Below are 22,498 nucleotides of genomic sequence, written 5' to 3'. Positions count from 1 at the left end.
GGTATCTTGAAAAATGAGTATCTATTGTACAAACCGAGAGACTTAAATGAAGCTAAGAGAATGGTTGAAGAGTCGATAGACATTTACAATAGACGGCGGCCACATCTATCATTGAGGTACAAAACGCCCGATGAGGTACATCGGGCGAATTAACTGAAAAAGGTGTCAACCTATATCAGGACTAGTCATTGTTTTCTGCCTTAGCTGCGGTTAAAACGGCTCACTTCACCTTGCGCAAAAGAAATGTACTCACTGCGTTCGTTGTCATTACCCTTTTGCACGATATTCACCTTATGCAAAAGAATCGTACTCACTTTGCTCATTGTCGGTAGCCTTTTGCACGATGTCATCCTGAACTTGATTCAGGATCCATGTTTTTTGATGTTAGTTAGGTTTAGAAGTGATTGTAGGTTTTAGAGGTGGTTGTAAGTTTTAGAGGTGGGAGCCTCGGCAGTTGTTAAAACAGCTCACTTCACCTTGCGCAAAAGAACCGTACTCACTTCGTTCGCAGTCGGTAGCCTTTTGCACGTTATTCACCTTGCGCAAAAGAACCGTACTCACTTCGTTCGCAGTCGGTAGCCTTTTGCACGTTATTCGCCTTGTGCAAAAGAAATGAACTCACTTCGCTCGCTGTCGGTAGCCTGTCGCACGGTTTTATTTGACTGCAAACTGATAGCGAAATTGCGAAGCTAACAAAGTCTGCTTAACTGTAATGTAGTGAATTGCACAATAGGAATGAATCGTATGGCGCGTATTGAACGAAGTCAGGTAGGAGCGTTTTGTTGGTCTGAACTATGTAGCTCTGAGTGGGCCGAAGGTAAATCATTTTATACTCAGCTATTTAATTGGCAGCATGTCGACCAACCAATTGGAGAAGGGTGCTTTTATACTATGCTGCAAAAGCACGGAGATGACGTTGCAGCTATGTATCAAATGATGCCTGAACAAAAAGAAGCACAGGTGCCCAGTCATTGGTTAGGGTATGTTGCGGTTGATAATGTTGACGAGATGGCAGAACGAGCAAAAAGTTTAGGCGCGGATATTATTGCGGGACCTCATGATGTTCCTGAAGCCGGCAGAATGGTTATGCTTCAAGAGCCTGGCGGTGCGCGGTTTGCATTGTGGCAAGCAGGTGCTCATACAGGAACAAAGAGAGAACTTGAAGCCGGCGTGCCTTATTGGTATGAGTTGGCAAGCCAACACAGTACCAAAAGTGAAGCGTTTTATTGTGAGCTACTGGGCTGGCAGGCTGATCATCAGGCAAAGGAAAATATGGACTATGTGGTTTTTAGCTACAACGGTAAACCAGTTGCCGGGATGTTGGAGATGACAGAAGAGTGGCAGGGCGTACCACCACACTGGATGCTTTATTTTGCGGTATTGGATTGCGACGAGATTGCCGATAAAGCGAAATCACTGGGAGGAGAAGTGTGTGTACCGCCAACCGATATTCCTCAAGTGGGTCGCTTTGCTGTTATCACTGACCCACAGGGGGCGGTGTTTTCAGTAATGGCATCCGTTATGGACAAGATCACAAACTAACCTGAGTGGCAGCGGTGAGATCAATGATTTCACCATCACAATTGGCAAACTCGCTATTTAGGCGATTGATAAAGCGAGTAAATTCGCCACTATTAACTTTGTCTTTGATGATATCGTTTAATTTAGGTAGGAGTGCGTGGTGCTTTTTGTGAATATAGTGGCGGATAAGCACACCTTGGAAAGGTAAAATACGCATGTAAATTTTACTGAGTCCAGAATCACAAAGCGAGCCTATACTAAAATGGTCGGTTGCCAGCAATTGATCACTGTGGTTGCGCGTCAGAGCTTGGAACGCTGATACATTGTTGTGTACTGGATGGCAATCGAGTTTTGTACGCTCACAGAACTGTGTCGTCATTAAACTGCCTTCGATGATAATAATACCGTGTTCACCATTGAGGTGACACAATTCGGGCTTCAAGCAAAACACCGCAAGACGCACGATTGCCAGCGGTGTTGGAATGGGAAGCAGCTGTTCAAATGTGGTCATCGCATTTTCCACTCGACCTGCCTCAGCATCGAAACGTCCGCTGTTAACCCACTCAAGGCCTCGCTGAGTGGGGAGGTAGTGAAACGTCGGAGTGATGTCGAGAGGCCGATATATTTCAGTAAAAATTTTTTCTATTTGTGCTTTTCCAAGATGAAAAGACATGCCTTCACTGACATTTATATTAAATTCCTTAGCGCTCAGTTGACTACATAAACACAACAGCATCAATGCAAATAAGGGTTTCACAATGCGTTTTCCAAAATGCAAACCTTTCGTTTAAGACTAGCAGAAGTCTTCATTTCTATCAGAGCTCAGTGAGAAAATTCACTTGAATCTGAACAAGCCGCCCCAACTATTTACATCATCAATAGCCAAATAAATGAGAAAAAAATGACCAAACATGTTGTGATCACTGGTGCAAACAGAGGTATCGGTTTAGAGTTTTGCCGTCAATATGCCGAGCTGGGCTATCAGGTGACCGCTGTGGTGAGAAACAGCTCTGAAGAGCTTGATGAACTGGGTATCACTGTTATCGAAAATATTGATGTCAGTGTTGAGCAAGATGTGGCCAGCCTGTCGGCGCAATTACAAGATCAGGCAATTGATGTGTTGATTAACAATGCGGGAATATTCAGTAACGAAAGCCTTGAACATATGGATTTCGCTCAACTTGAGGCACAGTTAGCGGTTAATGCTGTGGCACCTATCCGAGTAACGCATGCGCTACAGTCCCAATTGAGTAAAGGGGCTAAAGTGGCAATGATCACCAGTCGAATGGGATCAATTACTGACAATAGCTCGGGCGCGTATATTGGTTATCGCATGTCTAAAGCCGCACTTAATGCAGCTGGTGTGAGTTTAGCCCATGAACTTAAACCCAAAGGCGTGGCGGTTGCCTTATTGCATCCTGGTTTTGTACAAACCCAAATGGTGAACTTCGCTGGTGATATTTCTGCGCAAGAGTCTGCTAATCGCCTAATTGCCCGCATAGATGAACTTACGCTCAGCAATTCTGGAGGCTTTTGGCATTCAAACGGCGAAGAGTTACCTTGGTAAGAGAGTGATGTTCTGAGCTGGGCTGATAGAATCAGCCCAAATACAGTTGTTTGGGGCTGGTTCAGCGAACTATGCTACAATTGCAAAAAAATAAGCCCAGAGAACTGTATGGAACTTCAAGAGAACACCCCCCTAACACTGCCCCTTTTTCAATTAAATGAACAGTTAGAAGCGCGTGATATCGAGTCTCCCGATATGCAACTATCGGTTAATTTAACCGCAGACTTGTTGGCAAATTTATGTCAAAACCCGGCGCCGGAACAGAATATGAGTATTCCTTTGGAAGCTTATGAATTGACAGATATTGAAGCGAGTGTTGCGACAGTGCTCAGTGAAGGACATCAGGCTCAGCTTATCCTGAATCACGGCCCGGTGTTGAGTGCGGTATTGAGCCCACTTGGAGAGGATGTGCTTTTTGTCTCCCCTCCCGTTGATATGATGCCGACTTTTGATCTCGGCTTAGATGATGAAGAGGATGATAGTGAAGAAGCGCAAAACGCTTCACAATAAAAAGTCTAAGGGGTTTTAGTCATGTTGCAAAAGCGCCAAGTTTGGTTGGTAGCTGTGTTAATTGTACTCAGTGGTTGTGCAGTACTAGGGGTAAGTCATTATGATGATTTGTTTGGGCCGGAACAGCCTCGTCAACGCCTAGTCGAATATCGCCAAGGTGGCGCGCATTATATACAGCAAGTAAAGCCTATTCTGGATAACCGCTGTGTTGTGTGTCATGGGTGTTATGACGCCCCGTGTCAATTGAAATTGAGTTCACCTCAAGGCATTGATAGAGGACTGAGTAAAGCCTTAGTTTATGACGGCACACGAATTCTGGCACAGCCACCAACACGGTTACTATTTGATGCAACAACGACTAGCCAGTGGCGTGACAAGGGCTTCACACCCGTTTTGAATGAGCGTGTACAAACAGGTTATGCCAATTTACAAGGCAGTGTGATGTACCACAGTTTATTGCTGAAGCAGCGTACGCCATTTCCTCAGCAAACTGTTTTGAATGATGCGTTTGACTTCTCCCTTGATAGACAGCAAACCTGCCCTACAATGGATGAATATGAGCAGTATGCTCAAAATAATCCCCATGCTGGAATGCCTTACGGCTTGCCAGCGCTGACAAACCAAGAGTATGGGAAATTACATACTTGGTTGGAGCAAGGCGCTCAGATGAGCGAAGTGGCTGTACCCTCAAAAGCGGTAGCACAGCAGGTGACAAAGTGGGAGCAGTTTCTCAATCAGTCTGGCAATAAACACCAATTGGCCGCTCGCTATATTTATGAGCACTGGTACTTGGCTAATATCTATTTTTCAGAACATGGCGGCACAGACTTTTTTAAGCTGGTCAGGTCTAAAACACCACCCGGTGAGCCAATTGAACTGATTGCGACGGTGCGCCCATTTGACGATCCAAAAGTAGATAGGGTGTACTACCGATTACTGCACGAACGCAGTACGATCTTGTCTAAAACGCATTTGCCGTTAGCATTAGATGATAAAAAGTTAGCCCGTCTATACACGCAGTTTATAGGCCCTAATTACAGTGTCTCTGAGCTACCAAGCTACGCGCCAAAACTGGCCGCAAACCCGTTTAAGACGTTTGCGGACATACCCGTAAAGTCCCGTTATCAGTTTATGTTGGATGAAGCTGAGTTGATAGTAAAGGGCTTTATCAAGGGGCCTGTATGCCGTGGGCAAATCGCGCTGAATGTGATCAACGACCACTTTTGGGTGGCATTTGTTGACCCAGAGAAAAATGCCTCGCCAGCCGTTGAGGCTTTGTTGATGCAGCACGACGATGACTTACTGCTGCCAGCTGCAGAGCAAAGTAATGTATTGCCGTTGTCTAGTTGGGCTAAATATGCAAAACATCAAAGTGATTACTTGGAAGCTAAAACTCAGTTATCTGAACAAATTTTCAATCAAGGTGGAAAGCTCGATTTAGCGCTGATTTGGCAAGGTGATGGTCACAATCCCAATGCAGCACTGACCATATTTCGCCATTTTAACAGCGCCACAGTTGTGAAAGGGTTTGTTGGGCAACAGCCAAAAACAGCCTGGGTTTTAGATTACGCATTGTTCGAGCGTATTCACTACTTATTGGTGGCGGGCTTTGATGTATATGGCAATATTGGTCACCAGCTAATTACGCGTCTGTATATGGACTTTTTGCGACTTGAAGGGGAGCAAAATTTTCTTAATCTTCTGCCGCGTAGCCATCGTCAGCAGATAAAGCAGCACTGGTATCGCAAATCACATTTGAGCTTGAGTGAGTTTATCAATCGTAAAAGTTTGCTCGGCGCACCCAGTCATATTAATTACCAAAGTGATGACCCTCAACGAGAGCTCTATGACAAGCTCGCCGAATACCTCGCCCCTGTTATGCATAGAGAGTACGATCATTTGGCTGTGCCCTCAACCTTGCGTGTGTTAAATGACTTGCCCAATGCTGCAGTAGCAACTTTACCTCAGGTGTCATTTGTGCTGGCGAATGACGAACAGGGTGAGTTAAAAGGCTACACCTTGTTGCGTCACAACGCGCACTTTAATATTTCTTCACTATTGAATGAGGAAGGTCAACGCGCTTATGCGGAGGATTACGTAACGGTTTTACCGGGTTTTGTCGGTGATTATCCGGAAGCCATTTGGTACTTACCAAATGAGGCACACGCTGACGCCTTTGCAAGTGGACTAAGACAGGTATCTGATGAAGCAAGTTACCAAGCATTAAAAGCGCAGTTTGGGATACGGCGTACACATCCACAATTCTGGCAATACAGTGATCTACTGCATCAAACAGCAAAACAGACTCGTGGTGTGGAGTTTGGATTATTTGACTATAACCGCCTGGAAAACAGATAAGAAGTTAGACGGTGATAGACTTCCCATCTGTCACCGCTTGACTTGTTAAAGTGCACTGGCCGCTTTTGCAGCAGCAAGTAATACCTGCTCGTCCAATCGTACTTTATAATTTGGGTTGGCGTACTGGAATTGAATTAACCCTTCTTTATCGATGACAAATACAGCTGGAACAGGCAGTGCAACTCTGTCTTTTCCATTGAGATCTACAAAATTTACACCCAACTTATTTCGATAGGCTGTCGCCGTTTTGTCATCTAAATAATAAGCTAGACCTAAAGCTTGTGAATAGGCGAGTTGATCGTCCGACAATAGCATGTAATTTGGTGACTCAATGGTACTTTTAGCCAGCTCTTTTGGTGAATCTGGAGAGATGGCAACAATTTGCACATCTAGCTTAGTCAATTGAGCCTCAATTTTTTGAATGCCATTAAGTTGTCGAACACAGTATGGACACCATCCACCACGATAAACGACCACTAAGGTGGTTTTGTTTTTATATAATTGTGCCAATTCTACAGACTTACCTTGGCTATTTTTAAGTGTTAGTTTGGGTGCATCAAGGCCAGGTAATAAAGGCGCGACGGTATTTGGGGAGTTTGTAATATTGGTAACAGTCGCAGCCGAGGCGCTCGGCAGCATAACTAGAAGTAAAATAAAGAGTAGTATTTGCATAAAATCCTCTGTCGAAATGTTTGATCAGTGATATTAGACAGGCAAAGTGACGAAAGACTTTCGCTCGGGTATGATATTGTTTTTATCCTTGTAATTTTATCACGTCAAAGAGAGCGAATATGTCTGCAAATATCACAAAGCTAGTGGTGATGCTGGAAATGCAAAATGCGATGAATACCAAAGTGCATGAGCAATGGTTCAGTCAGGGTTTTGAATGGTATCGAGCGATATGGGTTGAGTGTGCAGAAATGCTTGATCACTATGGTTGGAAGTGGTGGAAAAAGCAAACGCCGGATACAGAGCAAGTGATCTTGGAGTTGGTCGATATTTTTCACTTTGGACTGTCTTTGAGAATTGATGGCGAAACATCATTTGAAGCGCTGGCTGCGCAGCTTGACCAAGAGTTGGCAGCACCTACACAAGCAGACGATTTTAAACAAACGCTTGAACAGTTAGCTGCGAGTGCAGTGGCCGAAAAGTCTTTCAACGCAGCCGCATTTGCAGGGTGTATGGCACAAATCGGAATGAGCCTTGACGACTTATACCGTGGTTATGTAGGTAAAAACACCTTGAATTTTTTCCGTCAAGATAATGGCTATAAAGATGGCACTTATATCAAAGTGTGGGATGGCAAAGAAGACAACGAACATCTGGTTGAGATTGTAAAAAGTCTGGACACTGAACACCCAGACTTTGCTAAGCAAGTTTATAGTGGCTTAACAGCTCGTTACCCTGCTTAGGCTACTTGATTGGCAGCAATGTGCGATAGTCACTGATCGCCAAATAGTCAGTGATCTCTCTAGGAGGTTGCTGACTGTCTGGGTTATTGATTGCCAACAGGTGGCCTATGCCGTACTTTTTGGCTGCAGCCAACACACTCAGGCTATCATCAACAAATAAAGTACGTGTTTTATCAAACCCGATGTCAGCTTGTACTTGCTGCCAAAGCGACTGACTTTCTTTACTGACACCATACTCATGGGTCGAAATCACTTTATCTAAATACCCATCGAACTGAGTACCACTAAGTTGAGTTCGCTCTATCTTGAGGCTTAGGCTGTCGGGGTGAGCGTTCGTTAGCAGCACCAATTCTTTATCGGCATCTTTGAGTGCTTGTAAAAATTCGGGCACGTCTTCTCTGACAGAAATTAAATGCTGCACCTCTCGTTTTAGCTCCATAATGGGAAGCTGAAGCTGTTCTTGCCAGTAGTCGAGGCAATACCACTCTATTTGCCCCATCACGGCTTCATATCTGGCAAGTATATCTGCGCGAGCCTGTTCAAGACTCAAACCCTGTCTCTGCGCGTGGGCTCTGGGAATGAGTTCTAACCAAAAATGGTTGTCGAAGTGCAAATCTAACAATGTGCCGTCCATATCCAACAGAACGGTATCGATTTTAGACCAATTTAACATAGGCTTTTAACTGCAAAGGCTTTATGATTAGATTACCAACATCATAGCAAATAAAAGTTTATGTCACAGAAAAAGCACCCATGTCCGCCAGAAATTTTGTCATCTGACGTTGTTGCATCGAGCAAGCTGTTTACAGTTGAAGCTTTGTCATTGCAATTTTCAAACGGAGAGCGAAGGCAATATGAGCGTGTAAAAGGGGGTGGGCGCGGTGCTGTGATGATTGTGCCAATAACTGCTGAAAATGAGCTATTATTAGTCAGAGAGTACTGTGCGGGCACACATGACTATCAATTGGGGTTTCCAAAAGGGTTAATTGATCCTGGCGAAACACCAGTTGAAGCGGGAAACAGAGAGTTAAAAGAAGAAGTCGGTTTTGGGGCTAACGAATTTGTGAATTTGAAAACCGTATCTTTAGCGCCAAGTTATTTTAAAGCGCAAATGCATATTTTATTTGCACAAGATCTATACCCTGAGCGCTTGATTGGCGATGAGCCAGAACCTCTTGTTGTTGTAAAGTGGCCTTTGAATGATTGGCAATCATTACTTGAGCAAAGTGACTTTACTGAAGCGCGCAGTGTCGCGGCATTGTTGTTATTACAACAGCATTTATTAAAGGAGGTTTAAATTGCAAACCTACTTAGAGCCTTGTATCGAGTTGGCGCAGTTAGCGGGTAAAGCCATTATGGCAATTTATCAACGAGATGATATTGGCCAACAAGAAAAATCTGATCATACACCGGTAACTGCAGCGGACTTGGCCGCCAATGAAGTATTGCTTAATGGGTTGCAGGCATTAGCACCAGAGATCCCGGTAATGTCAGAAGAGACTCCAATTCCCCCTCTAGAACAGCGACAAAGTTGGCAGCGCTACTGGTTGTTGGATCCTATGGACGGAACTGGGGAGTTCATTCTAGAAAGCGGTGATTTTGCTGTTAATATTGCATTAATTGAAGATAATCAACCGGTGTTAGGGGTGATCCATTGGCCTGCCAAAAACGTCACCTATTTTGCAACTAAAGGCGGCGGTGCATTCAAACGTGATAAGCAGCAAGATGAACAGATCTTTGTATCACCGCCTGACACTTTGACACTCGCGGTGAGCCGAAGACAAAAAATCGAAGCGGTGAGCCAATATTTGAATAGCCAATTCGATACAATCGCGCTAGGCTCCTGTTCTCTTAAGGCATGTATTATTGCTGAAGGGAAAGCTGATTGCTTTTTACGAGTTGGACCTACCGGTGAGTGGGATACTGGCGCATCGCAAGTCATTGTCGAAGAAGCGGGCGGCTGCATTACCGATGCACAATTTAATCCACTCACTTACAACCAGCGTGAAACAACTGAAAACCCAGATTTTATTGTTATGGGTCACCCAGATTGGCAATTTCAAAAGTTGATAAGCCCTCATCAGAGGTAATTTTACCCGATCAGAAGGCGTATTTGATTGATAGAATACGCCTGCAATGAATCTATTTGGACCTTCAAAAGTAGGTCTATCTCTTAAAATAAGCGTTGTTGATGTATTTTTGTTCGTTTAAACAATTATTTTATGTCAAATCCTTGCAATAAAAATAAATTTAGATATTATAGCGACCTCTTTAAGGGAGAGCTGCAAAGCACACTTCTTAAAGCGCATCTCAATTAGATGCATACAGGCGCGGGATGGAGCAGCCTGGTAGCTCGTCGGGCTCATAACCCGAAGGTCGTCGGTTCAAATCCGGCTCCCGCAACCACTTCTCAGTTAAGAGAGAAGTAAAACAAACTTAACAATACAGGCGCGGGATGGAGCAGCCTGGTAGCTCGTCGGGCTCATAACCCGAAGGTCGTCGGTTCAAATCCGGCTCCCGCAACCAACTTCTTAGTTAAGAGAGAAGCGAAACAAACTTAACAATACAGGCGCGGGATGGAGCAGCCTGGTAGCTCGTCGGGCTCATAACCCGAAGGTCGTCGGTTCAAATCCGGCTCCCGCAACCAACTCCTGTATTTAAACTTTTCAAACTCTGAACTTCCTGAACATAAAATTTCCTGACTATTCACTTAGCTTGTCATTTTTATTCGTTTACTTAATTGTGTTGTTGGCAGCGCTCATTTTCTGTGGCTTTTAGATCAAAATAGCGCACCAAAAGTGCGCTATGTAATGTGTTTGCAACTAACAGCGACAAGACGAACGATTGCCAAGACAACTGTGCGCCATCGAAACTTGGCAGCAGACCGTATTGGCTGTTCTTGCACCTGCAACATTTGGTGTGTGTTCTGACTCTAGTACGTTTTCGTGAGTCAGTGTTTTAAGCTTCTTTTTTTCAATTTTAAGTTTCATTAAATTTTCCTTTTTAATAGTTGATAAGTTGAAGTAGCACGCTAAGTGGCAACTTCAAAAATTAAGATAGTGCATTTTTTAAAACCAATTAACTTTTTTTGTATGTTTCTGCATTTTTTGTCTGAACGCTTTAACGTGTTTTGAAAAAGGCGTATCTAGATTAATAATCGTGGTTTATGAATAGTGTGATGGGCGCTATATTAAAGTGCTATTGTTGCTCTGATTCAACAATGAGTATTAGTATTAATTTCTGGTTATATAGTTGGTCAATATATCGAGCTTAAAATAAGTGCATTTCTATATGGTGTTAAATAGCGCGAGCCTAAAAAGGCTTGCGCTCACTTAGTGTTACAGTTAGCAGCGGCAAGAAAAGCCACCAATACAACTTGCTTCTTTAGATGCGTGGCAGCATAAAGAAAGGTTGGTTGCACAACTATTTGTTACATTGCAACCATAGCCTTCTTGAGACACCCCACCACCTGCTACCTGTGGTGTTTGTTCCTTCATAATACCTTTGTCACTAGATAGTGATTTGAGTTTCTTTTTTTGTATTTTTAGTTTCATTTAAATTTCCTTTTATACTTGAGATTTTTTGCACGTATTGAAAGCTGATTGGTTTCTTTAACATGCAAATTTAATATAGGATAAATATAAAATTAAAAAAACACGCTGGCTTGAACAATGAAAAGTTTAATAGAGAAGGTATGCTGAGGTAGGAAAAATGACAGGTAGACTTACCATGTTTTCTGACCTCTAACGAAGGATATTAAGGTTTAGCTACAAGCTTCACTGTCGGTTGTCATACTTTGATTTACTTTTTTCATAGCGCCTCTTCGCTTATTTGTTCTCTCGAAACGAAAATTGAAAAGCACAGTTTTGGAACAGTGCACAGGCTTATGCAAGCAAAGGGCAAATTAATTCAATGAGAGTAATAGGTGGCTATGCAAGGGGTATGTACGAGGAAGAAGTGTTGGTGCAGAAGATTGCTTTGCCCCAACACTAAAATGCTCGCTTTAGTTTCAAACAGCGCAGGACTCACTGCTTGAAACTGGACCATCGCTAAAATGAATACGCGAGTGCGCCCTTTGACTTTTTAGGCTCAATACGCACACGCTCAAAGATTAATTAAATCTCAGTAGGGCAGGACGACATCTTCGTCTTGCACCCAATATCAACAATGTAAATAAGCTAAACAAAGTGAAACTACCGCCGCCGCTGTCTGAGTTATCAGACTGCGTTACAGCTGCTTTTTCAATGGTATTTACGTTGACGGTTTTTGATACCTTAGCACCAGCCTCATCAGTGACCGTGACCACAAATTTATCTGCACCTGAGCTCCCTGCATTCGCTGTATAGGTCAGTACGCCTTGCTCATCAACTGTCGCTGTGCCTCTTGCTGCTTGTTCAGTGACTTCGAATTTTAGCTTACCCCCATCAATATTAATGACATCAAGGGTAGATGATTGGCTTGCGCCGCTGACTACAGACATGTTTAAAACATCACTGTGAAAAGATGGTGCATCGTGCATTGGTAATATATTGACGGTCATATTGAAATAACTTGCACTGCCATGTGTATCTTGGATCAATAGTCTCACGCTGTCAGTACCATTTTGGTTTGCTGCGCCTTCATACAATAACGTGTTGTTGTCTTGAATTGAAACACTGCCCTTTTTTGGTTCAACTGCAATACTGATCGTTACCTTATCGCTTTCAGCATCAATAGGAGAGAGTGCGACTGTGGTTTGCCCATCTTCCACTAATTCGATTTGTAGGTCTTTTTGAGTTGGCGCATAGTTTAGATTGACTCTATTAATACGACCAGCGCTGCTGCTTGCGACTGTGTAAATCTCTTTGCCAAAGCCATTCCCGACTCCATTTGTCGTAATTTGACTATTTTCGTCTATTTGAATCGGCTTTTCAGGGTTTGATATGTCAAACAAGAGACCTTTATCATCAAAAATTGCGATCAATAAATCATCATATACATAAGAAAAAGCATTTCTTGTATCAGTGTTGATGGAGACGCTGCTCTTCCTAACAGGTTTATTTGGTTTGCTTATATCAAAGATGAGTAGCTCTTCAGAACCAAATGCATATAGGATATTTCCAGTTACCACAACCTCTCCAGCATAGAAGTCTTGGTGTTCAATACGACTTAGTTCCGTTACTTTTGATAAATCGGACATGTCATAAATAATAATTTCTGATGAGCCTTTAGACACAAAGAGCAAATTATTAGCCACTGCCATATGGCCATATCTGAAACCTGAATCTATTTGCGATAAGATATTTTTGTCTGCGTCAATAAAGCTTAATGTTGTGAAAGCTTTAGCAACAAAACCATTATCTGTTTTCACTATGCGGCCATCTGTTCCAGTGCTGCCTAAAGTTCCATGATTTATACCGACATCAAGGTGTTTCTTTAAGTCCTCGGCTAGGTGAGACTCCAGACTCGACCCTGAGTTAATAATGATTTCATCATCAACCCATTCAACACCTTGAATATTATTGACCGTGTGATACGTTGACTCTAATGTGGCTGGTTTTGATGCATCTGTTTGCCAAAAGTGCAAATTGCTCTGAAAAGCAGAAACAGCAAGCTCGTTTTCGTGTATTGCGATATCGCTCACGTCACCTGATTGGTTAAAGGTATGCAGGCTTGTCAAAGTACCATCACCGCTCAGATTAACAGCCTCAATGCCCATAGAATCTTTAGTTACAAGCAATGTTTCACCGACCAAGGTTGCATCTTCTAAAAAGCCTTTTGTATATAGTTGAGATTTCAACAGCGCGGATTCATTATTTTGAATATCATAAACATCAATCGAGCCAAATGTGCCAATTGCTAAGAGTTGGTTACCTTTGACCTCAAAAGTGTTATACCAAGTGTTATCTGTACTTTCATAGATGATCTTTAACGTATCTCCCTCAATACGTGCCACTTGAAAACCCCAATAGTGATAAGATAAGAACCACAAATCACCGGACACTTGAGAGCTATGATACGCTGATTTTGCGTTAGCTAATTTTAATTCAACGACTTGTCCAAAAGCGCCATTGTCAGCAAGCGGTAACTGGTATAAACCTGCGCCTATTTCATCTTGATTACTGGTTAGGTACAAAGATTGATTGTCGTAAGAAACGCTAAATTTATCATTGTAACGAGGCTCATTTGGACTTATACCAAACTCTAAGCTTTCTTTTTGTTCTAACTTACCACTCTCATCGAGTAGTACGTGCGTTACGATAAGGTTATCTAGTGTACCTATTAAATATAAATTGTTGTTGTGACCAGCGACCAGCTCTCCCGCAGAAAAATGTTTGCTGACATGTAACTCATCTAAGATATTTAAGCGACCGTCTACAATTGATGCTGAAAAAACATGATGACCATAAGAACTGTAAGCGAGAATTACCCAGTGTCCATTGTGGTTTTCAATACTGATTACTTGTATTGGCTTGTCAACGTTTTGCTTACTGGTTAGTTTAGTTTGGCTGAGCAGCTCAAAGCCGTTGTCACCATATTTTAAAATATCAAGATTAGCACTTAACCAAGACGAACCAGATTCAACTTTTCCCGATACTAAAATACTCCCGTTGTGATAAGCCAATTTACTATAGGGATCAGAGCCAAATGATTCTTTAAGTACCAGAGAAACTGGTTTCTCAAGCGCATAAGAGTTGAACACTGCAAAAAACAGCATAGATATAGTTATAAACTTTTTTGTTAAAGCGGAAATCAGATTGGACATCTGCATACTACTTCCTTTGATTGTTGTATGAAGAGATATAATTACATCACCGCAAATGGGTTAACTTTTGCGCTACATGTGTGCGTGCATAATAACTTAAATTAGGTATTTGTAAATAAATTAAAATGTGGTTATACATGTTTTTGGAATTAACAAGTGATGATATAAGAAGTGGCTTCGTATAAAGTATTTTTTGCTGATTGAATTAAATATTCAAATTACATTTCAAAAATAAAAGGCACACACGTCTGATGTGCAACGTAAACTTTATGGCTAAAATAGTAATTCTATCTGTGCTTTCTCAATTATACGTTACCACAGGGAACGTAATATCATTCGACCCAATATTGTGTTGATATGCAGGTTGGAGAATTAATTTATTGAAAGGAAGTCAGGTAGACTGATCAGCCCACCTGATTTAAGTTAAAATTTCGCAGCGAATGCTTCAGCTTGCTTCCAAACTCTCAGCGTATTGCCACCGAGGATCAATTTAATATCGTTATCGCTGTAGCCGCGATCTAAAAGGCCTTGTACTAGATTTGGATAGGTAGATACATCTTTTAACCCGACCGGAAGAGAGTCCCCCACACCATCGTAATCAGAGCCAATACCGACATGTTCAATACCAATCAATTTTACTACGTGATCAATATGGTCCAATACCTGATCTAAAGAGGCGAATGGATAAGGGTTACGTGCGAGAAATGCCGCGCGGAAGTCGGTCTTGGTCGCCCCACGACTGGTTGCTTCTTGCTCTTCTTTAGTGCGTTTATCGGACCAAGTTCGCGATGCAGAAGTGACAAAGCTAGATCCAAAGTTTATCTGGATCACACCACCATTCTTCTTCAGCGCCAATAACATCTCGTCATCCATATTGCGCTCAAATCCTGGAGTATACTTTCGGAGCGAGGAATGTGAGGCGATCACGGGTACTTTTGAGACATCCATTACTTGATAAAAGGCCTTATCTGAAATATGCGAGACATCGATCAGCATACCAATCTTATTCATTTCAACGACGAGCTTTTTACCAAATGGGCTTAACCCTTTCCATTTGCGGCGCAAATCATACGAAGAGTCAGAAATATGGTTGCTTTGCGAATGGGCTAAGGTGATATAGCGCACACCGCGGTCAAAAAAGTGCTGTAGATTTTTTAGATCCCCTTCAATGGGAGAGCCGTTTTCCATACCCATGGCAATCGACATCAACCCTTTATTGAACTGCGCTTCGATGTCTTTGGTATTGTGTGCAATTGCAAACTTATGTGGTGCGCGATGTACCAGAGCTTCCATACCGTCAATGAGCTGATTTGCTAACTGGTAGCTTTTGCCCTTGCCTTCAAACTCTAAGCTAGCAGGTATATAAATTGACATAAAAGGCGCGTTAAGTCCGCCCTGCATTGCTCGAGGGTAGTCGAAATCGCCCCCTTGTGTTGCTTTTGAAACATCATCCCATTTCATATTGATACGATAGGGGACGTCAATATGGGTATCAATAAGTAAGTTTTCTTGAGCCAAACGAATGGCACGGTCGGATGCGGTGTATTCTTTTGCCTGGGCAGTGGAGATGGCCAGTGTCAGAACACAAAGAGCTGAGCTTAACTTCATGTTTGCGCCTTTATTATGATTGTGAAGTTTGATTGTAACAACTAATTATAAAGGCTCAACATGTGGTGCTACATTAAGCGGAGAATACTTAATAAATGGGCTCTGAAGTATAGTCCTGGCTTTGCATAGCGTGAAACTCTGCTTTGCTGACAATATTGACTGATTCATGGAGCTCCGAAAATACAATCAGTGCATCACCACTTTGCAATTGGGCTTTGACTTGAGCAACTTTTTGCTCCGTTGAGATTTCACTGTCACCATAATCTGTGCCTTCACGTAACACATAGTGCTCGATCAAGCTGTTCAGCGTCTCAGTGGCAATTTGTTGATAAGGAATAAGCATGGATGTATCGCTATTTTATTAATGAGTGGATGTAATCAGGCACGACTTTTTCCAGCCAATAGATTGGCTTAAATGGGTTTGCGCCAGAAATAAAGCCAACGTGACCGCCTTTAGAGGATACCGCAAGCTTCACTTGCTCACTGACTTGCTGGATCAGAGGGATAGCTTGTTTTGACAGCATGGGGTCATCTTCAGCGTGGATAAGTAGTGTCGGTGTTTCTATTAAACTTAAATACGGTTGTGCACTGGCCTGTGCATAATAGTCTTCAGCGCCTTTAAAGCCATGTAAAGGTGCGGTGACTCGATCGTCAAATTGCCAAAGGTCTTTAATTTGTGACAGCTCATGGGCAGTCATATTAATGGATGTGTGGATCTGGTCTAATTTACGTGAAAAAGAATGCTTCATTCTATCCAGTAGGTACTTTTGATACAGTTTGAAGCAGCTCTTTCGGATCACTTGGCAAGAGGATGACAAATGATAGGGAGCGGAGATCACCGCTGCGCCAGCTAAGCGGCTTGCATGGCCTTTTTCTCCAAGGTATTTTGCCAACACATTCCCACCTAATGAAAAGCCAACGGCAAACAGAGCCCGGCCGGGAAATCGCTTACTCAATGTTTGCAGTAAGAACCCTAAGTCTTGTGTTTCACCACTGTGGTATGCCCGTGGTTGTTTATTCACTTCTCTAGAGCAGTTACGAAAGTGCATCAGTACCGCATCTAACCCGGATTTGGTAAGGGCATGCAGCATCCCTTTTGCGTAAAAGCTGTTTATATTGCCTTCTAAACCATGCAGTACCACTACGAGAGGCGCCTGTTGATTGCCCTTTTTGGCCCAAGCAAGTTCTAAAAAGTCGTTGTCTGGCGTGGTGAGGTGCTCATAGCTGACATCCGCTTTTAATCTTGGTCGAAAAGCGCGTGGAAGAATAGTTTGCACATGACGGTTGCGCATCCACCAAGCGGGCTGAAAATTTAAATCGAGCTGCTTTGACATAGATAGGTGACGATCTCTTTGTGACGATTAACCCAAATAGTGTACCAAAGCTGCTACAAAATGAGTATGGACCGAAAGAATTTGTCTGTGTCGAATAAAAAGCACCCGACCAGCGAAGCTGGTAAGGTGCTTTGTGCGTCGTGCTTAATTCTGAAACGGGAACTAAGTTTGCTTAACTAGATCTGTGTGACGGTGTCTTACTCTGGTACTTCAGCCTCATTGACCTTTTTCACAAAGTAGTAGACGTAATAGATGCACAGCGCGATCACGATCCCGAGTATGCCAAAAGATAAATACAGTACCGGGTCGGAAAAGAAATCTCTAAAGAATACGTTCATGGCTGTGTCTCCTCAATTTGTCGATGAGTTAATAGTAGAGGAGCACCTGAGCAATCGTTATGATCGAGATCAAGTTTATTATTTAGCCGATCAGCCCGAGTAACGGCACTTGATCTTGATCATAGTTTGGCGTGTTGAAACCGCGTGTAGAGTGACTTTGGCAAATAATGAAGCAGGTTTTTAGGGTCTTTTACATGGTCTTGTAAAGAGAACGTTTTGACATGCTCAATTAAGTGGTGCTGTTGCAGTTTTTCAAGCTCTAGCTCAGTCGCGAGCAGACTGGCTCTGAGTTGTTGATAATCTGGGTAAGCGCTATAACGTGTTTTGGCTTGTTTTCTGGTAGCGCGATAGGGAACCAGCAGTTCCCGATCAATCTGTTTTACGATGACCTCTAACTCGTTAACTTGTTGCACAGTTAGCTGCATATTTAAATAGCTTAAATAGTCTAGTAACAAACACAGGTTTACGTTCTTGCCATGCTTATCTTGGCATTCCAAAAGTATTTGTTGAACTTGCCCGTTTTGATATACCGTGCAAGCGTATTGCCAAAAGGCATCGCGACTTAGCATACCTCTCCTGTACTTGCGAACTGGGCTTCTTTTTCTTCCAGTTCTTCCAGTGCCATTAATAATGCCTCTTCGGTTTCATTCAATTGAGGTGTTAAACGTGCTTGTTCACTCAGCAACTCGCTTAATTTCGCTTTGTTTTCTGCCTCATAGAGCGCATTGTCAGCTAGCTGAGATTCGATTTCGGCCAGTGCAGTCGTATATTTGTCAAGCTGCTTTTCTAGCTTATCTATTGACTTTTTAATAGGTTGCACCGACTTTCTGAACTCCGCTTCTAAGCGTTTTTGCTCTTTTCGATTGACACTTGAATGCGCTTTGTCTTCAGCCTGTGGTTTTTGTTTTGCTTCTTTATTGGCATTAAGCAGCCACTGATAGTATTCGTCTAAGTCATAACCAAATGCCGACACAGTGCCGTTATCGACTAGGTAATACTCATCGGCGGTATTTTTTAGCATATGACGATCGTGGGAAACGGTCACCATAGCGCCCTCAAATCCCTGTAGCGCCATGACTAATGCATGACGCATTTCCAAGTCTAAATGGTTGGTAGGTTCATCCAGCAATAATAAGTTGGGTGACTGATACACCAACATGGCTAATACCAATCGCGCTTTTTCACCCCCCGAGAATGGCGCAACAGGATCAAGCGCTTTGTCGCCGTGAAAGGCAAAGCCGCCTAAAAAGTCACGTAAAGTCTGCTCGGTTGCCTGTGGATCTATGCGTTGTAAGTGGGTGACCGCACTGGCATTTAAATCGAGAGATTCAAGTTGATGCTGGGCAAAGTAACCAACTTTTAAACCTTGATGTTGAAATACCTCGCCTGCTTGAGGTGTTATATCACCAGCCAGCAGTTTAATTAAGGTGGACTTACCTGCGCCATTTCTTCCCAACAGAGCGATTCGGCTACCGGGTACTAAGTTGAGTTTAATTTGATGCAAAATAGTGATGTCGCCATAGCCCGCTTGTGCTTCATCCAATGTCATTAAAGGGTTTGGCATATTTTCAGGGTTGGCAAATTCAAAACTAAATGGTGAATCAGCATGTGCTGGTGCTAACTTTTCCATGCGCTCAAGCGCTTTTACCCGACTCTGTGCCTGTTTGGCTTTGCTGGCTTTGGCTTTAAAACGAGTAATAAACTTTTCAAGATGTGCGATGGTTTCTTGCTGCTTTTCGAACATAGCTTGCTGTTGTGCCATGCGCTCTGCTTTTTGACGCTCGAACTGTGAGTAATGGCCTTTGTAAACATTGATACACTGCTGATCGATGTGCCAGATCTGATCGACTACCGCATCCAAAAACTCTCTATCGTGAGAGATGAGTACTAGGGTACCTTGATAGGCTTTTAGAAATCGTTCCAGCCAGTAAACTGCGTCTAAATCAAGGTGGTTAGTCGGTTCATCCAGCAAAAGTAAATCGGCGTCGCGGATCAGGGCTTGGGCCAAATTGAGGCGCATTCGCCAACCACCAGAAAACTCACTGACTGCAAAATCTAGTTGCTCATTACTGAACCCTAAGCCATGTAGTAATTCTCCGGCCTTAGCTTCAATGCTGTATCCGCCGACTAATTCCATTTGCTGATGGATCTTGGCCTGTTTTTCACCATCACCCTGTGCTTCGGCCTGTTGCAGTGACGCGCGTAATTCATAGTACTGCTGATGACCTTGTAGGACATACTCCATCGCAGAAATAGATAGTGCAGGTGTTTCTTGCTTAACTGAAGCGATAGACCAATCTTTTGGGATTTGAAAGTCGCCGGCATCTGCGTGCAGTTGTGATTTGAGCAACGCAAACAGTGACGATTTGCCGCAACCATTGGCGCCGACTAAGCCGACTTTGTGCTGTGCAAAGAGGGTTGCGCTGGCATTTTTCAATAGCGTTTTGCCGCCGCGTAACAGTTCAATATCAGAAAGTTGGATCATAATAAGCTCGAGTCAAAATTACTGTGTGAATGATAACATGGATCTATAACTAGGGAACAAGCGTATAAATGTATCGCGACTTGAGTTAAAATAGCCTTTCACAGAGTAGGTGAGGTTGTATTGTGAGAACGAAAAAACGCTTTATTGCTGGTGCGTCATGCCCGGCTTGCAACAAAATGGATGTCATGATGCTTTACAAAGAGCATGATGTTGAAAAGGTCGAGTGCGTCGCTTGTGGCCATTCAATGACTCAACCTGAAGAAGCAGTACAAGCGTCAACGCGTCAATTTGAACAGGTCATTGGTGTTTTTAAACCGCAATAACCTGATGCGCCTGAGCGCATCAAATACGGTTGTGGATTAATAGTGCGGTGGTGGGGGCTCTTGCTCGATAGGCATCATGCCATCATCTTTGCCCTCTTTGATTTTTTCAGCTAACAATCTGATTTGATGCTGCATCGTTGCAAGCCTTGCTTGGTGGACTCTTAACTCATCATTTAACGTCTCGATGGTATCTTCTTGAAATGCCACTTTTGCTTCAAGTTCAATTACGCGACTTTCTAACTCTGTCATTACTCTTTTACTCTTTCGAATTGCTCCATTAAACCGCTTGAGCTCTCGGTAACTAAAACGCCGTCGCGCTTTGCAAACGCCACATCAAATACGACTGCGGATTTGGGTCGGCTGCCTTCTCTGGGTTTAACTAGCCAAGTGTTTAACTTGGTGCCATCACTGATCCGCCAAAGTGTCAGTTGGCGGTTGGGGGAGCCTGTTGCGAGCAGATCACCCTGCTGATTGAAGCGCACGGCACTGAATATTTTCTGCCGTGCAATATACTGTAATTGCGCCACAAGATCACCTGAAGTGAGCTGCCAAATACTGGCTTTTTTCATGCTGTCGGCAGTAAATGCATAGCGACCTTGCGGATCTAACGCCACTTTGGTCACTCGACTTGGGTGGTTAAATCGGTGCAAAACTTGGCCAGTTCTGGTGTCCCAAAAGTATGCACTATAGTCATTGGCGCCTGTGAGTGCGAAGTGTCCATTGGGTGAAAGCGCAATACTATTAATTTTTTCTTGGTGTCCAAGGAACTCTATTCGTCTTCCGCTATCTAAGTCGAGATGCACAACCACATTGTCACTGCGACCGTATAGGACATATCTACCTTGGTTGCTGACAGCGATGTCTCTGATGGTGCCAGTGTCTATTTGATAATAGCCAATGTTTTTACCGTCGGAGAGCTGCCATACAGCAAATCGATCGTTGGCGGCTGTGACCGCTGTGGAGCTGTCATGGGAAATGGCGAGAGAGTGAATGAGCTCATCAGGCTGATCTGAATGAGACCACTGATATTTCAGGCCATGGGTGGTGTTGTCCCATAAAACTGCACCGTGTTCGACTGATGACACTAAACTGTAACGCCCATCGTGTGAAATAGCGGCTGCAAATGCACCGCGTGCAGCGTGTTCGACAGTCAATTTCGCTTTGGAACTGTCTGGAGAACAACCTGATAGCATCAGAATGGGTAAGCAAACGAAGAGTCGTGTGTGCAATTTAAAAAATTTGGCCATAAATTCGGTATTTCCCCTTAACTCTATGATTTGCACCGAGTAGACTAGTGGTAAAATTGATTGGGCCACAAAACTGATATTAGCGTATTCGCTAAAGTATGTCGCCAGTAACATGGATTTTTCCTAAAGCAAGGTTCTGTAGGTGTGAATCTTGGCTTTGGTGGCAATGAGTGATAATGTGACATCACCTTTTAAATTAATAATTATTTAACATGACAATGAAGTTAGAGAGCAATGAGACATTGCTGGCTGCTCGGATGTCGGAGAAAGTAAAATGAAACAAACTATTAAGCTGTCTTTAATTGCAGCCTCAGTACTTGCATTAACTGCGTGTAATCAAAAAGCGCAGGAAACTGCAAAAGTAGAAGAAGTAAAACTAGAAACTGAAGTTCAAAAGCAAGCATACGGTATTGGTGCATCTGTGGGTAATTTCCTACAAAAAGATCTTGCAGATAAGCAAGGCCTAGGCATTGAGCTTGATCAAGCATTGCTTATGAGAGGCTTTGAAGATGCGCTTGCTGGTAATTCGAAACTAGATGATGAAAAAATTCGTGAAGTGTTAACTGCACTTGATACATCTGTACGTGAAAAGCAAACTGCTAAAGCAGAAGCTGACGCGAAAGAAAACAAAGAAAAAGGCGCAAAATACCTAGCTGAAAACGCGAAGAAAGACGGCGTTACAGTGACTGAGTCTGGTCTTCAGTACGAAGTAATTTCAACAGGCGAAGGTAAAAAGCCAGTTGCAACTGACGTTGTAAAAGTACACTACAAAGGGACGCTACTGGACGGTTCAGAGTTTGATAGCTCATATTCGCGCAACCAGCCTGCAACTTTCCCACTTAACCAAGTTATCGCTGGTTGGACGGAAGGTCTACAGCTAATGCCTGTGGGTTCAAAGTATAAATTCACCATTCCTGCAGATCTAGGTTACGGTGAGCGTAACTTAGGTAAGATCCCTGCTAACTCAACACTTGTTTTTGAAGTTGAGCTACTGGAGATCCAAGAAGATAAAGAGAAGCCTGCAGCCTAAGGTGCAAGCAAATAAAAAAA

General features: G+C 43.1%; 24 protein-coding genes, 3 tRNA genes and 1 pseudogene. 13 read left to right on the top strand and 15 right to left on the bottom strand.

The genetic code is table 11. The features are described from left to right. Nucleotides 1–185 (top strand): annotated as a pseudogene (locus tag QNM18_RS26665) (integrase core domain-containing protein); the annotation flags it as partial. A gap of 15 nt (nt 186–200) precedes the next feature. Here the strand turns inward: QNM18_RS26665 and QNM18_RS26660 are convergent. Next, on the bottom strand, nt 201–323 hold the full coding sequence (locus tag QNM18_RS26660; RefSeq protein ID WP_284138880.1) for a hypothetical protein: 123 nt from the start codon (nt 321–323) through the stop codon (nt 201–203). A 421-nt stretch (nt 324–744) separates the two neighbouring features. Here QNM18_RS26660 and QNM18_RS26655 point away from each other — a divergent pair, with 421 nt between their 5' ends. Next, nucleotides 745–1,542: a VOC family protein gene (locus QNM18_RS26655; protein WP_284138879.1), complete on the top strand. Its 798-nt coding sequence runs from the start codon at nt 745–747 to the stop codon at nt 1,540–1,542. On the opposite strand, the gene QNM18_RS26650 is transcribed toward QNM18_RS26655, so the two are convergent. Next, on the bottom strand, nt 1,532–2,278 hold the full coding sequence (locus QNM18_RS26650; protein ID WP_211013406.1) for a hypothetical protein: 747 nt from the start codon (nt 2,276–2,278) through the stop codon (nt 1,532–1,534). The two genes, QNM18_RS26655 and QNM18_RS26650, sit on opposite strands and share 11 nt — an antisense overlap. 144 nt (nt 2,279–2,422) lie before the next feature. On the opposite strand from QNM18_RS26650, the gene QNM18_RS26645 reads away from it, so the two are divergent. From QNM18_RS26645 to QNM18_RS26635, 3 genes are all read left to right on the top strand, one after another. Then, a complete protein-coding gene (locus QNM18_RS26645) occupies nt 2,423–3,088 on the top strand; it encodes an SDR family oxidoreductase (protein WP_211013407.1) in 666 nt (221 codons plus the stop codon). Between the two features lie 108 nt (nt 3,089–3,196). Beyond that, entirely contained in the window at nt 3,197–3,598 is a 402-nt protein-coding gene (locus QNM18_RS26640; RefSeq protein ID WP_284138878.1) for a hypothetical protein, read from the top strand. A gap of 21 nt (nt 3,599–3,619) precedes the next feature. Then, nucleotides 3,620–5,956 (top strand): fatty acid cis/trans isomerase, encoded by a 2,337-nt coding sequence (locus tag QNM18_RS26635; RefSeq protein WP_284138877.1) that lies wholly within the window; start codon nt 3,620–3,622, stop codon nt 5,954–5,956. Between the two features lie 45 nt (nt 5,957–6,001). Here QNM18_RS26635 and QNM18_RS26630 read toward each other — a convergent pair whose 3' ends face one another. Beyond that, complete coding sequence (locus QNM18_RS26630; RefSeq protein ID WP_284138876.1) at nt 6,002–6,628, bottom strand: peroxiredoxin-like family protein; 627 nt, start codon at nt 6,626–6,628, stop codon at nt 6,002–6,004. A gap of 119 nt (nt 6,629–6,747) precedes the next feature. On the opposite strand from QNM18_RS26630, the gene QNM18_RS26625 reads away from it, so the two are divergent. After that, a complete protein-coding gene (locus QNM18_RS26625; protein WP_211013411.1) occupies nt 6,748–7,368 on the top strand; it encodes a dUTP diphosphatase in 621 nt (206 codons plus the stop codon). A 1-nt stretch (nt 7,369) separates the two neighbouring features. On the opposite strand, the gene yrfG is transcribed toward QNM18_RS26625, so the two are convergent. Beyond that, a complete protein-coding gene (yrfG, locus tag QNM18_RS26620) occupies nt 7,370–8,041 on the bottom strand; it encodes a GMP/IMP nucleotidase (RefSeq protein WP_211013412.1) in 672 nt (223 codons plus the stop codon). A gap of 60 nt (nt 8,042–8,101) precedes the next feature. Between yrfG and nudE the strand changes: the two genes are divergently transcribed. From nudE to QNM18_RS26595, 5 genes are all read left to right on the top strand, one after another. Further along, the gene (gene nudE / locus QNM18_RS26615) at nt 8,102–8,665 is read left to right on the top strand and encodes an ADP compounds hydrolase NudE (RefSeq protein ID WP_211013413.1); all 564 of its coding nucleotides are present in this window, start codon (nt 8,102–8,104) and stop codon (nt 8,663–8,665) included. Between the two features lies 1 nt (nt 8,666). Then, a complete protein-coding gene (gene cysQ / locus QNM18_RS26610) occupies nt 8,667–9,458 on the top strand; it encodes a 3'(2'),5'-bisphosphate nucleotidase CysQ (RefSeq protein ID WP_211013414.1) in 792 nt (263 codons plus the stop codon). A gap of 239 nt (nt 9,459–9,697) precedes the next feature. Beyond that, a tRNA-Met gene (locus tag QNM18_RS26605) sits at nt 9,698–9,774 on the top strand. Between the two features lie 43 nt (nt 9,775–9,817). Beyond that, a tRNA-Met gene (locus tag QNM18_RS26600) sits at nt 9,818–9,894 on the top strand. 44 nt (nt 9,895–9,938) lie between these two features. Then, nucleotides 9,939–10,015, top strand: a tRNA-Met gene (locus QNM18_RS26595). Between the two features lie 175 nt (nt 10,016–10,190). Here QNM18_RS26595 and QNM18_RS26590 read toward each other — a convergent pair. From QNM18_RS26590 to QNM18_RS26550, 9 genes are all read right to left on the bottom strand, one after another. Further along, entirely contained in the window at nt 10,191–10,358 is a 168-nt protein-coding gene (locus QNM18_RS26590) for a hypothetical protein (protein WP_211013415.1), read from the bottom strand. A 354-nt stretch (nt 10,359–10,712) separates the two neighbouring features. Continuing rightward, nucleotides 10,713–10,922, bottom strand: coding sequence for a hypothetical protein (locus tag QNM18_RS26585; RefSeq protein ID WP_211013416.1), 210 nt, complete (start codon nt 10,920–10,922; stop codon nt 10,713–10,715). A gap of 557 nt (nt 10,923–11,479) precedes the next feature. Then, nucleotides 11,480–14,119, bottom strand: a complete 2,640-nt coding sequence (locus tag QNM18_RS26580; RefSeq protein WP_284138875.1) for an Ig-like domain-containing protein — start codon at nt 14,117–14,119, stop codon at nt 11,480–11,482. A gap of 417 nt (nt 14,120–14,536) precedes the next feature. After that, nucleotides 14,537–15,721: a dipeptidase gene (locus QNM18_RS26575; RefSeq protein WP_284138874.1), complete on the bottom strand. Its 1,185-nt coding sequence runs from the start codon at nt 15,719–15,721 to the stop codon at nt 14,537–14,539. A gap of 88 nt (nt 15,722–15,809) precedes the next feature. Further along, nucleotides 15,810–16,064, bottom strand: coding sequence for a YheU family protein (locus QNM18_RS26570; RefSeq protein WP_023401305.1), 255 nt, complete (start codon nt 16,062–16,064; stop codon nt 15,810–15,812). Nucleotides 16,065–16,074: 10 nt separating this feature from the next. Then, complete coding sequence (locus QNM18_RS26565; RefSeq protein ID WP_211013419.1) at nt 16,075–17,055, bottom strand: hydrolase; 981 nt, start codon at nt 17,053–17,055, stop codon at nt 16,075–16,077. Nucleotides 17,056–17,252: 197 nt separating this feature from the next. Then, complete coding sequence (locus QNM18_RS26560; RefSeq protein ID WP_023401303.1) at nt 17,253–17,393, bottom strand: hypothetical protein; 141 nt, start codon at nt 17,391–17,393, stop codon at nt 17,253–17,255. Nucleotides 17,394–17,512: 119 nt separating this feature from the next. Continuing rightward, nucleotides 17,513–17,962, bottom strand: a complete 450-nt coding sequence (locus QNM18_RS26555; RefSeq protein WP_211013420.1) for a TIGR02444 family protein — start codon at nt 17,960–17,962, stop codon at nt 17,513–17,515. Further along, the gene (locus QNM18_RS26550; protein ID WP_284138873.1) at nt 17,956–19,878 is read right to left on the bottom strand and encodes an ATP-binding cassette domain-containing protein; all 1,923 of its coding nucleotides are present in this window, start codon (nt 19,876–19,878) and stop codon (nt 17,956–17,958) included. The genes QNM18_RS26555 and QNM18_RS26550 overlap by 7 nt, the downstream gene beginning before the upstream one ends. A 122-nt stretch (nt 19,879–20,000) precedes the next feature. Between QNM18_RS26550 and QNM18_RS26545 the strand changes: the two genes are divergently transcribed. After that, nucleotides 20,001–20,201, top strand: coding sequence for a YheV family putative zinc ribbon protein (locus QNM18_RS26545; protein ID WP_023401300.1), 201 nt, complete (start codon nt 20,001–20,003; stop codon nt 20,199–20,201). Between the two features lie 36 nt (nt 20,202–20,237). Here QNM18_RS26545 and QNM18_RS26540 read toward each other — a convergent pair whose 3' ends face one another. Together QNM18_RS26540 and QNM18_RS26535 are read right to left on the bottom strand one after the other, a co-directional pair. After that, the gene (locus QNM18_RS26540) at nt 20,238–20,450 is read right to left on the bottom strand and encodes a SlyX family protein (protein WP_023401299.1); all 213 of its coding nucleotides are present in this window, start codon (nt 20,448–20,450) and stop codon (nt 20,238–20,240) included. After that, on the bottom strand, nt 20,450–21,394 hold the full coding sequence (locus QNM18_RS26535) for a WD40 repeat domain-containing protein (protein ID WP_247687593.1): 945 nt from the start codon (nt 21,392–21,394) through the stop codon (nt 20,450–20,452). Before QNM18_RS26535 ends, QNM18_RS26540 begins: the two co-directional genes overlap by 1 nt. Before the next feature lie 328 nt (nt 21,395–21,722). Between QNM18_RS26535 and fkpA the strand changes: the two genes are divergently transcribed. After that, nucleotides 21,723–22,478, top strand: coding sequence for an FKBP-type peptidyl-prolyl cis-trans isomerase (fkpA, locus tag QNM18_RS26530; protein ID WP_211013422.1), 756 nt, complete (start codon nt 21,723–21,725; stop codon nt 22,476–22,478). Nucleotides 22,479–22,498: the final 20 nt, after the last annotated feature.

The sequence above is a fragment of the Pseudoalteromonas obscura genome (assembly GCF_030135505.1).
Classification (GTDB): domain Bacteria; phylum Pseudomonadota; class Gammaproteobacteria; order Enterobacterales; family Alteromonadaceae; genus Pseudoalteromonas; species Pseudoalteromonas obscura.
This window is presented reverse-complemented; position numbering and strand designations above follow the sequence as displayed.